This window comes from Nitrosophilus kaiyonis, from assembly GCF_027943725.1.
GTDB classification, from domain to species: domain Bacteria; phylum Campylobacterota; class Campylobacteria; order Campylobacterales; family Nitratiruptoraceae; genus Nitrosophilus_A; species Nitrosophilus_A kaiyonis.
The window spans coordinates 1,586,990-1,599,620 of record NZ_AP025696.1; the positions used below are offsets into that span (position 1 = coordinate 1,586,990).

A 12,631-nucleotide genomic window follows, 5' to 3' on the forward strand; every position below is an offset into this window, starting at 1 on the left:
TTAATGTTTTTATCAAATTTTTTTGATATTGTATCAAAGATAAGTTAAAATTGCATGTCAATTTAAACTATTTTTAAAGTTTAAGTTGTTTTCTTAGAAAAGGGTGATAAATGGCATTAGTTGATTTAAAATCTATCTCAAAACAGTTTGAAGCGCAAAAAATATTGTGTAATGTGGATTTTTATATAGATGAAAATGAAAGAGTTGCTATTGTTGGAAAAAATGGAAGTGGAAAATCTACTTTGATGAAAATAGTTGCAGGAACTTTAGATTTTGATGAGGGAGAGAGAAGAGTAAAACAAAATATTAAGATAAAAATGCTTCCACAAAAACCTAAATTTGATGAAAATATCACTGTAAAAGAGGAGATCGAAAATCAGCTAAAAGAATTAAAAGAGGCAAAAAAAAGATATGAAGAGATAGCATCACTATTAGCTAAAGATCCTGATAATAAAAATCTATTGGAATCTTTAAACAATTTAGCCAATTTTTTAGATTTTCATAATGCTTGGAATTTAGAAGATAAAGTGGAAAGAGTCCTACAAGAATTTGATCTTAAAATTTATGAAAATAGACCTGTAAATATATTAAGCGGAGGAGAACAAAGAAGAGTTGCTTTAGCGGGACTTCTTCTTCAAAAGCCAGATTTGCTTTTACTTGATGAACCAACAAACCATCTTGATGTTTATATGGTTGAATTTTTAGAAGAGATGATTTTAAAAGAAAAATTTACACTTCTATTTATCTCACATGATAGATATTTTATTGATAATATTGCCACAAGAGTAATAGAGATAGATGAGTGTAAACTTAGAAGTTTTAAAGGTGGATATAGTAGCTATTTGGAGCAAAAAGAGGAACTTTTAAAATCGATGCAAAAGCAGCACGAAAATCTGCTAAGACTTTTAAAACAGGAAGAGGAGTGGCTAAGACGAGGAGTTAGAGCAAGAATTAAAAGAAATGAAGGAAGAAAAAAAAGGGTATTAGAACTTAGAGAAAAAGCAAAGAAAAATCCAAGCCTTATAAGAAAAATCAAACTTGAATTAGAGCGTGAAAAGAAACATTTTAACCGTGAAGATGGTATAAACAAGAAAAAAATGCTATTTGAGCTTGAAAATGTAAGCAAGTCTTTAGGCGATAAACTTCTAATCAAAGATTTTACTGCTAGAATATTACAAAAAGATAGAATTGCTATAGTTGGTAAAAATGGAAGCGGAAAATCTACACTTTTAAAACTTTTACTTGGTGAAATAAAACCAGATTCAGGGACTATTAAAAGAGGTGAATTTAAGATAGGATATTTTGATCAGCATAGAGCTATGCTTGATGATAATAAAAATTTAATTGAAACGTTCTGCCCAAATGGTGGAGATAGAGTTGAAGTTCAGGGCAAAAATATGCATGTATATGGATATTTAAAAAACTTTTTATTTCCCAAAGAGTTTTTAGATAAAAAAATTGGAGTATTAAGTGGAGGAGAGAAAAACAGAGTCGCTCTTGCTCTTCTTTTTACAAAAAAAGTAGATTGTTTAATTTTAGATGAACCAACAAATGATTTAGATATTCCAACTATTAATATTTTAGAAGAGTATATTCAAAATTTCAGTGGCGCTGTAATTTTTGTTAGTCATGATAGATATTTTGTAGATAAATTGGCATCAAAGCTTTTTATTTTCCATGGAAATGGATATATTGAAGAGTCTTATCAAAACTATTCAGAATATCTCTCAATTGAAAAAGAGTTAAAAAATTTAGAAAATTTTGAAAAAGAGATTGAAAAACCAAAAAAGAAAAGAATTAAAATAAAAAAAGAAAAGCTCTCATATAAAGAACAAAGGCTTTTAGAAGAGCTTCCTATAAAAATAGAAGAGCTTGAAGAAAAACTAAAAGAAATAAATGATTGTTTGGCAAATCCTAAATGTTATGAAGAAAAAGGTATTAACAATTTAGCAAATGAATTAGAATCTTTTAAAAATGAGTATGAAGAGTTAGTAGAAAAATATTTGGAACTTGAAGAGAAAAGAGAAAGAATAGAAAATGGAGTTTAAAATTTTACTCCAATAAGCTTTTCTCTTCAAACTCAACTTTTTCAATCTTTTCAAACTCATCAGATATCTTTTTAGTAGTTACATGTATATCTTTAACATCTTTATTAACTGTATCAATATGACGTGCAAGTTTTTCCCAACGCTCTTTATATAATTTGAAATTTTTAGATAGCTTTCTAAGCTCTTCTTGAATTCTTTTGGCTTGCTCTTGAGTTTTTACATCTCTAACAATAGCTTGAACTGTTGTCAAAAGTGCCATTAAAGTTGTTGGGCTTGCTATCCATACACTATTTTTTCTAGCATAATCTATAATATCTTGATGATAAGCATTAATTTCTGCAAATATAGCTTCAGCTGGTAAAAACAAAATTGCCATATCAGCAGTTTTGCCTTTTATAATATATTTTGATGATATATCGTTAATATGTTTTTTAAGATTTTGCTTAAATTCTCTTTCATATCTTTTTTTATCATTTTCACTATTTGATTCAATCATTTTTGTATAGTTTTCCAATGGAAATTTAGAATCTATTGCAACTAAACCAATTGGCTCAGGAGCTTTTATAACAGCATCAGCTATAACTTTTTCTCCCTCATCTTTCAATGGATATTGAATATCATAAAGCTCTCTGTTTTCTCCAAAGATGGATTTTAAAATAGAGTTTAACTGAACCTCTCCAAAAATACCTCTACTCTTTTTATCACTTAAAACATTTTGTAAACTTACAACCTCACGAGATAAATTTTCTATATTTTTTTGAGCTTCAGCAATTTTAGCAATACCGGTTATTATATCTTTGAAAGTTTTATCAACATTTTCAAAACCCTCTTTCAATCTCTCATCAACCTTGTTGCTTATCTTTTCAAGATTTGAACTAACTTTACTATTTAACTCTTCAAAATTTACCTTTAAAGCTTTTGATATTTCATCTTTAAAATCTTTTTGAGAATTTAAAGAGTCTATAAAAAGTTTTGAATTTTTATCCATAATCTCTTGCAATATTTGATTATTTTTTTCAAAACTCTCTTTTAAAGTTTTTTCAATACCGTTATTTAATGAAATAAAATCTTGATTAAGTTTTTCACTCTGATTTTTTAGAGCATTTGAAAATTCATAAAAATGTTTATCCAATGAACTTTTCATATCATTTTTAAAATCACTTATACCTTTTTCTATTTTATTGAAAAGCTCTATATTTTTTGTGATTTGTTCTTGATTCTCTTTAGCATTTAAAAAAAGTTTTTCATCAATTTTTTCTAACTTTTGATGTAAAAAATTTTTCTGTTCTTCAAAATTTTTTGATAATTTTTCGCCAAACTCATAAAAATTTTTTGTCAATAACTCTTCATTTATCTTAAATTTATTTATCTCTTTTTTTAAAAAAATAAAAGTTAATAAAACAGAGATAATCAATACGCCGAGTAACATTTCTATAATTAACATTTATTACCTTTTTTCTAACTCCAAAAATCACTTTTCTAAAAATTTTAAAATCTCTTTTTCAATATCATCTTTTTCAACCACAGTATCGTGAATGATTGGTTTATTGAAAAGCTCTTCTATAACTACAGGAATCATAATATGAAGTCTTTTTGCAATAGTAGTTAATGCTTCTAAATCACTATATTTTTTATTATCTTCATTCAATGCATTTAAAACGGTAGGAGCAAATTTTGTCCACTCTGCAGTTGAATATGCAATATTTTTTTCATCTTTATATTTTTCATAAAGTTTTATAGTTGTTGCTGTATGTGGATCCATTAAGTAATTTTTTTCAAGTGCATACTCTTTGATATACTTTTTTATCTCTTCATCACTGCTAAAATCAGCATCAAAATCTTTTTGAAGCTCCTTTAACTCTTCACTTGTTAATTCATAGTAGTTATTCTCATTTAAACTATCCATTAACTCTTTTGTTCTTTTTGCTCCAAACTTATCAAAAAGAACTCTTTCAACATTAGATGATTTTAAAATATCCATAGCTGGAGATGTTGTTTTAATCAATGATTTATTCCTTAAATCATATCTTCCATTTTTAATTAGCTCAGTTAAAACATTATTCTCATTTGATGCAATAAGTATCTTTTTAACAGGAAGTCCCATCTTTTTAGCATAATATCCACCAAGAGCATTACCAAAATTACCGCTTGGAACTATTAAATTAACCTGTTCTCCTATTTTTATCTCATCTTGTCTTACAAGCTCTAAATAGCTGTGAAAATGGTATATTGTTTGAAAAATAATTCTTCCAAAATTTACAGAATTTGCAGCACTAAGTTTTATACCTTTTTCTTTTAGGATTTCATTAAATTTTTTAGAAGCTAAAAGATTTTTTAAAGCTGTCTGTGCATCATCAAAATCGCCGATAATTCCAATAACTTTTAGATTTTTTCCATCTTCGGTTACCATTTGAAGTCTTTGAACATCACTTGTCCCACCCTCTGGATATAAACATGCAACTTTAATATTTGGCTTGTTTTTAAAAGTATGTAGCGTTGCTGGACCTGTATCTCCACTTGTTGCTGCTAAAATAAGATAATTTTCGCCTCTTTTTTTGGCTAATGAAGATAAAATATATCCAAATGGTTGCAAAGCCATATCTTTAAAAGCTCTTGTTGGCCCATGATATAGCTCACTAATGTATAAATTCTCTTCTACTTTTATTACAGGAACAGGATTTTTTGGATCATCAAACTTATCATAAAGATTTAAAGCCTCTTTTATTAAATCATCTTCTATATCGATATCAAAACTTTTTAAAATATCAAATGCCAACTCTTTATATGAACTATTTATATGGTTTTTTAAAAAATCCTCTTTTAATGTAGGTAAATTTTTTGGAACATAAAGCCCACCAAAACTTGCACTTGGATTTAAAATAGCTTCACTAAAACTAACTTCAACTGGTTTTACTCCGTCATTTCCTCTTGTTTCTATAAAATTCATCCAAATCCTTTTAAAATTTTTTGAAATTTTAACATACTATTTTAATATATCATCTATCCAATTTAAATACTCTTTACTTCCTTCTGTTATATCTAAAGCTATAATTTCAGGAACTTCATAGGAGTGAATCTCTTTTATCTTTTTTGAAAGATTTTCAAATTTATCTTTTTTAGTTTTTATAATCATTAAAACTTCATTATCTTCACAAATCTCATTTTTCCACTCATAAACTGAAAAAATATTATCAATAATATTAACACAAGCAGCCAATTTTTCCTTTACCAAAATATTAGCTATCTTTTTAGCTTCTTCTTTATTTGAAGCAGTGGATAAAACTAAAATATAGCTCATTTTAACTCCTAAATTGGACATTGGACATTTGTAGTAATTAGTGTCATTAGTCATTAAGTTTCGAATATTTAAAAGCCATTTAAAAATTTAACAATTTTTGATACATATTAAGAATATGGACATAATTTGTCATTAGTCATTAAATTTATTTCACTAATGACCAATGACTTAATGACTTAATGACTATCTAACTTTCTAACTCTCTCACTTTCTAACTCATCTTACTCATCTACTTAACAATCTGCGTTCCAATTCCTGCACTTGTAAAAATTTCAAGCAAGATAGAGTGTTCTACCCTTCCATCAATTATATGAGCTTTTTCAACACCTCTCTCTATCGCTTCAATACAAGCATCAACTTTTGGAATCATTCCACCACTTATTGTTTGGTCTTTTTTTAATTTTTCTATTTTTTCTTCATTCAAAGATGAGATAAGGTTTCCTTCCTTATCTAAAACACCTGGAGTATCTGTTAAAAATATAACCTTTTTGGCTTTTAGGGCTCCAGCAACCTTACTTGCACATAAATCAGCGTTTATGTTATATCCGGGATGACTTAACTCATCGCTTGCAGCAATTGGAGCAATTACTGGAACAAAATTTTCCTCTAATAGATTAAAAACAACTGATGGATCAATTTTTTCTATAACTCCGGTATATCCAAACTTTTCAAAATCTTTTGGCTTAGCTGTTATAAAATGAGCATCCTTGCCACTTATTCCAATAGCTTTTGCACCATGATTATTTAATAAACTAACAATCTCTTTATTTATATCTCCACTTAAAACCATTTCTACTATTTCCATAACTTCTGGGGTTGTAACTCTTTGTCCATCAATAAACTTTGTTGGAATATTGAGTCTATCTAAAATAGAAGTTATTCTTTTGCCTCCACCATGTACTATTACAGGCTTTATTCCAACTAAATACATTAAAAGAATATCTTTAGCAAACTTCTCTTTTAATTTAGTATCAATTTGTGCACTTCCTCCATATTTTATAACAAATATCTCATCTCTGAAATCTTTTATAAAAGGCAATGCATCAAGAAGCGTTTGAACTGTCTGTATTTTCTTTTGCATAATAATCCTTTATATATTTGTCTATTTTTTTTAAAATATTTCTATCTATTTTTAATTTTAAATCTAAAATTGATAGATTCAAATTAAAATTTTCAAGTTTTACAGCATCTTTTTGCGTAACTAGCAAAGATGTTGGATGGAATTTGTTTATTATCTCCTTAATCTCCTCTTTTGTAAAAAAGTGATGATCTTCAAAATAGATCTTTTTTATATTTTTAGGAATATATTTATCTAATCTTTTTGGATTTGCTATTGCAGTTACTAAGAGCATATTTTTTGTTGGATTTAAAATATTAACAACTCTTTTAAAATCTTTACCCTCTTCTACAACCAAATCTGCATATTTTTCAAAACTTTTTGGCTCTCTATATGGACCACTTGGAAGACAAAAACTGTTTTTCAAATTCCTTTTTATTAAAATATCAAACTTTTTTATCTCACATCTATGAAATGCATCATCTAAAAATATTACTTTTGCTTTATTTTCTTTGGCAAGCCTTATGGCCTTTATACGATCTTTGGAGACAATAACTGAAGCTTTTGGCAAACTTTTTGCAATTAGCATTGCTTCATCACCGCTTTTTTTTACATCAGTTAATATTTCTCCATTTTTGCTTACAATGATTATATCTTTACTCTCTCTCTTATAACCTCTTAATATAACAAAAACATCTTCATATCTTTTTGCAACTTCAATCAAAAATGGAGTCTTACCACTACCACCGACTGTTAGATTTCCAATAGATATAATGGGAATATCAAAATCTTTTGATTTACAAAGCACTCTTTTTGTAATAACTACTGTGCAATAAATAGCTGTTAGTGGAAGAAATAAAATTGAAACAGCTCTTTGTAAAATAGAAGGGTTATAAAAATACCCCTCTATCCAACTATTTAAATTTTCAAACTTCAAACTTCAAACTTTTATTAAACTCTTGTTTTTGCAACCTCTTTAATCTGCTCTATTACATAATATACATCATCATCACTCATTTTTGCATGAATTGGAATTGACAATATTTGCTGATAGTTTCTTAATGCATTTGGAAAATCATTTACTCTTAAATTATATTTTTGCTTATAATAACTTAATAAATGAAGAGGGATATAATGAAGTCCAACATAAACGCCTCTTTTTACAAGTTCTCTTGCAAATGAATCTCTGTTTTTGTCAATCTTAATTATATAAAGCTGATAAGTATGCTCTCTTTTTTTAATAGGTAAAGAGATATGAGGTGTACCTTCTAGCTCTTTATCATATATCTTTGCTATCTCTTGTCTTCTTTTTATATGCTTATCTACTTTTTTAAGCTGAGCATGATTAAATGCAGCTTCCAATTCACTCATATCATATTTTAAACCTATATCAACTACATCATAGATATATCCTAAACTTCCATCTTTATTCCATTTTCCTGAAACAATAGCATGATTTCTTAAAAGTTTTGCTCTCTCTTCAAGCTCATCATTATCAGTAACCAACATACCACCATTACAAACAGACTCTCTTAAATGTGGATTGAAGCTAAATGTAGTTATATCTGCTCCCGTTGAACCTATTTTTTGTCCATTATAAGTAGCTCCTAAAGCCTCACTTGCATCTTCGATTATTAAAATATTATATTTTTTTGCAATTTCATATAATCTATCAAGATCTGTCGGCTGACCACCAACATGATTTATTATGGCTCCTTTTAGCTTTTTTGATCTATTCTTTGATAAAATATCTTCTAATGCATCAAGATTTATATTAAAATCTTCACTATCAATATCAGCAAAAATTGGCTCTGCATCAAAATGTCTGACAACTTCTGGTACATTTGGAAAAGCATTTACTGAACAGATTATTTTATCTCCTCTTTTTAAATCAATAGCAGTCATGGAAAGATGAAGAGCTCCTGTACCGCTTGATGTTGATAATGCATACTCACTACCTACATATTTTGAAAAATCTTTTTCCAATTTTTCTATTTTAGATTCACCCTCTAAACTTAATACCTCTTTTATCTCCTCTAACTCTTGATTTCCTATATCAGGAATATAAAAAGGGATCTCTTTAGCCATTTTTTTCTCCTTTTTCTAAATCGTTATTATGATTATACTAAAATAAAGCTTAATTAGAACTTCTAAATTTAGTAAAAATTTTTAAACTAAAGAATTTCAACAAATAATTTTTTTCGATAACAAATTCATTTCATTACAACTAAATCCGGCAATTTTTCTAGCTTTTATATTTAAAAAACCTTTACTATGAATAGTTCCTGGATAAATTTTTTCTACAATTTCAAAATATTTTTCACTTATATTTTTAATATTTTCTTTTTCACAAGCAAATTTAAACCAATAATCTCCTTTTTTCACATGATCAATCTCTTCATTCAAAATTATTTCTAACGCATCAACCATTCTCTTTGCAAAATCATCATCAAAATTTTTAAGTTTTTCTATTATTTTAGGATTTGCATCAAGTCCATTTGCCTCAAGATATCTTGGAACCACTGCCATTCTCTCTATAAAATTCAAACTTTTTTTCCCAGCTTCAAAAAGTCCACTATGCACAGGAAAATCTCCATATTTATATCCGATCTCTTTTAAAAGATCATCAATCATTAAAAAATGTCTACACTCATCATTAGCAACTTCCAACCAATCATCATAAAAATTTTTTGGCAAATTTTTAAATCTATATGCAGCATCTAAAGCCAAATCTATAGCACTATATTCAATATGTGCTATAGCATGTAGCAGTATTGATCTTCCCTCTTTTTTATCTAATCTTCTTCTTTTTGGCACTTCTTTGGGATCAACTATTTTGCAATAATTGCTATATGAAGGTATCTCAAAAATTAAAGGAGTATAACTTTTTTCTTTTTCTATTTTATCCTCTATATACGCTTTATAAAATTTTTGAAATTTTTCTATCTTTTTATAAGGATTTGATGTTAAAATTATCTCTTCTAAACTTTTGAAATAATCCATAATAGCTCCTAAAGGATAATAATGAATCTAAAATATAGACCAATGGGCGATTATCAAACAAATTGTTATATTTTATCAATAAATGAAAATGAAATTATAATAGACCCTGGGATGGGTGCAACTCCCTGGATAGAAAAAAATGTAAAAAATCCTGTTGCAATATTGAATACTCATGGACATTTTGATCATGTATGGAGTAATGCAGAGTTAAAAAGAATATATAATATTCCAATATATATTCATAAAAAAGATGCATTTCTTTTAGAAATTGATCAGTTTAATTTAGGCATGCCAAAATCTCATGCAGATGTGTTAATCGATAATGAAGATATTATACAGATAAAAGATTTTAAATTTAGATTTTTACATTTTCCAGGACACACTCCTGGATGCTGTGTTATAGAGTTTGATGAGGCTTGGTTTAGTGGAGATTTTATTTTTAAAGGAAGTATAGGAAGAGTCGATCTGCCCTACTCCAATCCTCAAGATATGAAAAATTCACTTATAAAATTTAAAAATATCCCTTACGATAAGCCAGTATATCCGGGACATGGAGGTCCAACAACTATAAAAGAAGAGCAAAGATATGTTGATTATTGGCTAAAAGCTATTTAACTAAGAATATGTTTATCAAGAGAATAGGTTTTAAAAACACCTTCAAAAACTTTTACTTCATAAACTTTTCCTACAACTTCAACTTTTGATTTTTTCCCATCTCTTTCAATCAGATTAGCTTCAAAAATAACCTCTTCTCCAACTTTTACAGGAGCAGTAAATTTAACATCTGCTGCAACTAAAACAACATAAGGATCATTTACAGCAACCATAGCGGCATAATCAGCCGCACTAAATGTAAATCCTCCATGTACAAGCCCCTCTTCATCAGCTACCATCTCAGGAATTGTTTTTAGTAAAACTTTAGAATAATTATTCTTTAATTCAATAACTTTTCCACTAAATCTCTCATCTATTTTTTTATGTGTCTTAATATCCATCAAAAAATCTCCTCATATTTTTCTTCATCAAAGCCTACAACTACCTTGTCATTGTCAAACTCAATAACAGGTCTTTTTATTAAAAGATTTTCTTTACATAACCATTCAATTTTTCTATTTTCATCTAAATTTAACTCTTTTAGTTTTAACTGTCTATATTTTGTCCCTCTATTGTTAAAAAGAGTATTAATATCAACACTCTTTAACCACTCTTTTACCTTTTCACATCCAACTGGACTCTTTTTAAAATCTATAAATTCATAATCCATATTTTTATCATTTAAAAACTTTAAAGCCTTTTTTACACTTCCACAATTTTTTATCCCATAAACTTTCATACTAACTCCTTTAATATCTTAGGTAAATCTTTTATGCTATCTATCAAAATATCTGGTTTTCCTTTTAATAAATCACTCTCTTTATATTTTCCACTCTTTACCATAGCAGTTTTTATCCAGCAGGCTCTTGCTCCTAAAATATCGCTTTCAATATCATCTCCAATCATTAAAACCTCTTCTTTTTTTAAATTCATACTTTTTATGGCCAAATTAAAAAATTCACAATTTGGCTTACCCAAAACTTTAGCACTTTTAGAGCTTGCATACTCTAAACATTTTACAAATCCGCCTGCATCAAGGCTTAATCCATCACTATCTTTAAAGTATCTATTTATATTTGTAGCTAAAAACCCAGCTCCATTTTCAAGATATCTAAATCCTTGATTTAAAGCATCATATGTAAAATTTTTATATGCATCACAAACTAAAACATATTTTATCTCACTATCTAAATCATTAAAATACTCTTTTGCTTCATCAGTAGCTATTACAAAAGCATTTGCATTTTGTGATTTTAAAAATAGTTTTGCAGCACTTAAAGCTGTAAATATCTCATTTTCATTTATATCAAATCTCATATTGATTAACTTTTCATAAAGCTTTTTTGGAGGAATCCTACTTGTATTTGATAAAAACCTTACTTTATAGCTCTTTTTTAAATCATTCAAAGCCTCAATAGCTCCATCTATTACATTTTCACCTTCATACAAAACCCCTCCAATATCAAGTAAAATACCTTTTATCATCTCTCTTTCCTTAACTTTACATAGACTCTTTTTGGTGCAGGATATCCTTCAACTGTTAAATCTGGATTTTCCTTATCTAAAAAATTCTCCAAACTCTCTCCTAAAATCCACTCTGTTTTTCTTTGCTCTTCAAATGTGGTGGGCTTTTTAGCCAATATTTCAAAATATTCAAATCCAGCCTTTTTGCACCAATTTTGTAAAGCTTTGATAGTTGGTACAAAATGCACATTAGGAATTTTGGAATATGTTTTTTCTGGGCATAAAGCAATAGGCTCATCTCCTTCAATGTAAAATGTATCCAAAAAAACCTCTCCATTTTCATTTAATCCCTGTTTTAGCCATTTTAACATTGCAATAGGATCACTTCTATGATATAAAACACCAAGACAAAAAATAACATCAAACTTTTTACCATAAAATGGAAGATGCTCAACCCCTAATAGCTCATATTTAATATCACTTTTAATATAAAAATTTATAAAATCAAACTGTGTTTTAAAAAGTGGTGATGGATCAAACCCAACAATCTCTTTTGGGCTTTCTTCTAACATTCTAAACATATAATACCCATTATTGCATCCAATATCTGCTACACTTTTTTCTTTTAAATTAAAATGGGGTTTTAAAAGATTATATTTTATATAGCTTCTCCATTCACTATTTATAAATACTCCAAAAACATCAAAAGGTCCTTTTCTCCAAGGACGAAGTTCAAGTGCAAACTCTTTTATAAACAAAAACTGCTCTTTTGTTGCTTCACCTTTTATCTTTATAATATCTTTAAACTCTATTTCTATTACTTCTATATTTGGTAAATTTTTAAGTTTTTCTCTTAAAGGTGCGATATTTTTCCATTTTAACCAGCTTTGGCGCTCTTTTTTAATTTTCTCAATATCCACAGGAATCCTTTTATGATTGGTAATTAGTATATTGGTATATTGGTTATTGGATTAAAGGAGAACGTTAAAGACTGAAGAAAAAGGGTTTAGTGATAGAAAAACTCAGCATTCAAATCTCACACTTATATTTAACGCTAATATACTAATAACCAATACACCAATATACTACTTTCTCACTCACCTCACTCACCAATTACTAATGACTAATGACTTTTTTAACTGTTTGACAAATTTTTTTGCTAAACTA

General features: G+C 27.9%; 13 protein-coding genes. 2 read left to right on the forward strand and 11 right to left on the reverse strand.

What is annotated here, in order from left to right; translation table 11 throughout:
* The first annotated feature begins 110 nt into the window (after nucleotides 1-110).
* Complete coding sequence (gene abc-f / locus QML81_RS08310) at nucleotides 111-2,048, forward strand: ribosomal protection-like ABC-F family protein (protein ID WP_281950967.1); 1,938 nt, start codon at nucleotides 111-113, stop codon at nucleotides 2,046-2,048.
* A 4-nt stretch (nucleotides 2,049-2,052) separates the two neighbouring features.
* Here the strand turns inward: abc-f and QML81_RS08315 are convergent, their stop codons facing one another.
* The 7 genes from QML81_RS08315 to QML81_RS08345 all read right to left on the reverse strand — a co-directional run bounded on the left by QML81_RS08315 (nucleotide 2,053) and on the right by QML81_RS08345 (nucleotide 9,406).
* Nucleotides 2,053-3,492 (reverse strand): DNA recombination protein RmuC, encoded by a 1,440-nt coding sequence (locus tag QML81_RS08315; RefSeq protein ID WP_281950968.1) that lies wholly within the window; start codon nucleotides 3,490-3,492, stop codon nucleotides 2,053-2,055.
* Between the two features lie 27 nt (nucleotides 3,493-3,519).
* A complete protein-coding gene (gene thrC / locus QML81_RS08320) occupies nucleotides 3,520-4,995 on the reverse strand; it encodes a threonine synthase (RefSeq protein ID WP_281950969.1) in 1,476 nt (491 codons plus the stop codon).
* Between the two features lie 36 nt (nucleotides 4,996-5,031).
* Complete coding sequence (gene cutA, locus QML81_RS08325) at nucleotides 5,032-5,346, reverse strand: divalent-cation tolerance protein CutA (RefSeq protein WP_281950970.1); 315 nt, start codon at nucleotides 5,344-5,346, stop codon at nucleotides 5,032-5,034.
* Between the two features lie 229 nt (nucleotides 5,347-5,575).
* Nucleotides 5,576-6,427: an acetylglutamate kinase gene (gene argB, locus QML81_RS08330; protein ID WP_281950971.1), complete on the reverse strand. Its 852-nt coding sequence runs from the start codon at nucleotides 6,425-6,427 to the stop codon at nucleotides 5,576-5,578.
* Nucleotides 6,390-7,340 carry a tetraacyldisaccharide 4'-kinase gene (locus QML81_RS08335; RefSeq protein ID WP_281950972.1) on the reverse strand — a complete coding sequence of 317 codons (951 nt, stop codon included), beginning with the start codon at nucleotides 7,338-7,340 and terminating at the stop codon, nucleotides 6,390-6,392. Before QML81_RS08335 ends, argB begins: the two co-directional genes overlap by 38 nt.
* A gap of 14 nt (nucleotides 7,341-7,354) precedes the next feature.
* Nucleotides 7,355-8,491 (reverse strand): DegT/DnrJ/EryC1/StrS family aminotransferase, encoded by a 1,137-nt coding sequence (locus QML81_RS08340; RefSeq protein WP_281950973.1) that lies wholly within the window; start codon nucleotides 8,489-8,491, stop codon nucleotides 7,355-7,357.
* 96 nt (nucleotides 8,492-8,587) lie between these two features.
* Entirely contained in the window at nucleotides 8,588-9,406 is an 819-nt protein-coding gene (locus tag QML81_RS08345) for a ferritin-like domain-containing protein (protein ID WP_281950974.1), read from the reverse strand.
* A 21-nt stretch (nucleotides 9,407-9,427) separates the two neighbouring features.
* On the opposite strand from QML81_RS08345, the gene QML81_RS08350 reads away from it, so the two are divergent.
* Nucleotides 9,428-10,021 carry an MBL fold metallo-hydrolase gene (locus tag QML81_RS08350; RefSeq protein WP_281950975.1) on the forward strand — a complete coding sequence of 198 codons (594 nt, stop codon included), beginning with the start codon at nucleotides 9,428-9,430 and terminating at the stop codon, nucleotides 10,019-10,021.
* Here the strand turns inward: QML81_RS08350 and QML81_RS08355 are convergent.
* The 4 genes from QML81_RS08355 to cmoB are packed head-to-tail and all read right to left on the reverse strand — an operon-like array spanning nucleotide 10,018 to nucleotide 12,384.
* Entirely contained in the window at nucleotides 10,018-10,401 is a 384-nt protein-coding gene (locus QML81_RS08355; protein ID WP_281952038.1) for a hotdog domain-containing protein, read from the reverse strand. The genes QML81_RS08350 and QML81_RS08355 overlap by 4 nt on opposite strands.
* A complete protein-coding gene (locus QML81_RS08360) occupies nucleotides 10,401-10,739 on the reverse strand; it encodes an arsenate reductase family protein (RefSeq protein ID WP_281950976.1) in 339 nt (112 codons plus the stop codon). Before QML81_RS08360 ends, QML81_RS08355 begins: the two co-directional genes overlap by 1 nt.
* Complete coding sequence (locus QML81_RS08365) at nucleotides 10,736-11,485, reverse strand: TIGR01458 family HAD-type hydrolase (RefSeq protein WP_281950977.1); 750 nt, start codon at nucleotides 11,483-11,485, stop codon at nucleotides 10,736-10,738. The genes QML81_RS08360 and QML81_RS08365 overlap by 4 nt, the downstream gene beginning before the upstream one ends.
* The gene (cmoB, locus tag QML81_RS08370) at nucleotides 11,482-12,384 is read right to left on the reverse strand and encodes a tRNA 5-methoxyuridine(34)/uridine 5-oxyacetic acid(34) synthase CmoB (protein ID WP_281950978.1); all 903 of its coding nucleotides are present in this window, start codon (nucleotides 12,382-12,384) and stop codon (nucleotides 11,482-11,484) included. The genes QML81_RS08365 and cmoB overlap by 4 nt, the downstream gene beginning before the upstream one ends.
* Nucleotides 12,385-12,631 lie beyond the last annotated feature (247 nt).

Excerpts from the sequence above, each read along its gene's own strand:
- abc-f (WP_281950967.1), top strand. The coding sequence starts at position 111 with ATGGCATTAGTTGATTTAAAATCTATCTCAAAACAGTTTGAAGCGCAA.
- QML81_RS08315 (WP_281950968.1), bottom strand. The coding sequence starts at position 3,492 with ATGTTAATTATAGAAATGTTACTCGGCGTATTGATTATCTCTGTTTTA.
- thrC (WP_281950969.1), bottom strand. The coding sequence starts at position 4,995 with ATGAATTTTATAGAAACAAGAGGAAATGACGGAGTAAAACCAGTTGAA.
- cutA (WP_281950970.1), bottom strand. The coding sequence starts at position 5,346 with ATGAGCTATATTTTAGTTTTATCCACTGCTTCAAATAAAGAAGAAGCT.
- argB (WP_281950971.1), bottom strand. The coding sequence starts at position 6,427 with ATGCAAAAGAAAATACAGACAGTTCAAACGCTTCTTGATGCATTGCCT.
- QML81_RS08340 (WP_281950973.1), bottom strand. The coding sequence starts at position 8,491 with ATGGCTAAAGAGATCCCTTTTTATATTCCTGATATAGGAAATCAAGAG.
- QML81_RS08345 (WP_281950974.1), bottom strand. The coding sequence starts at position 9,406 with ATGGATTATTTCAAAAGTTTAGAAGAGATAATTTTAACATCAAATCCT.
- QML81_RS08350 (WP_281950975.1), top strand. The coding sequence starts at position 9,428 with ATGAATCTAAAATATAGACCAATGGGCGATTATCAAACAAATTGTTAT.
- QML81_RS08355 (WP_281952038.1), bottom strand. The coding sequence starts at position 10,401 with ATGGATATTAAGACACATAAAAAAATAGATGAGAGATTTAGTGGAAAA.
- QML81_RS08360 (WP_281950976.1), bottom strand. The coding sequence starts at position 10,739 with ATGAAAGTTTATGGGATAAAAAATTGTGGAAGTGTAAAAAAGGCTTTA.
- QML81_RS08365 (WP_281950977.1), bottom strand. The coding sequence starts at position 11,485 with ATGATAAAAGGTATTTTACTTGATATTGGAGGGGTTTTGTATGAAGGT.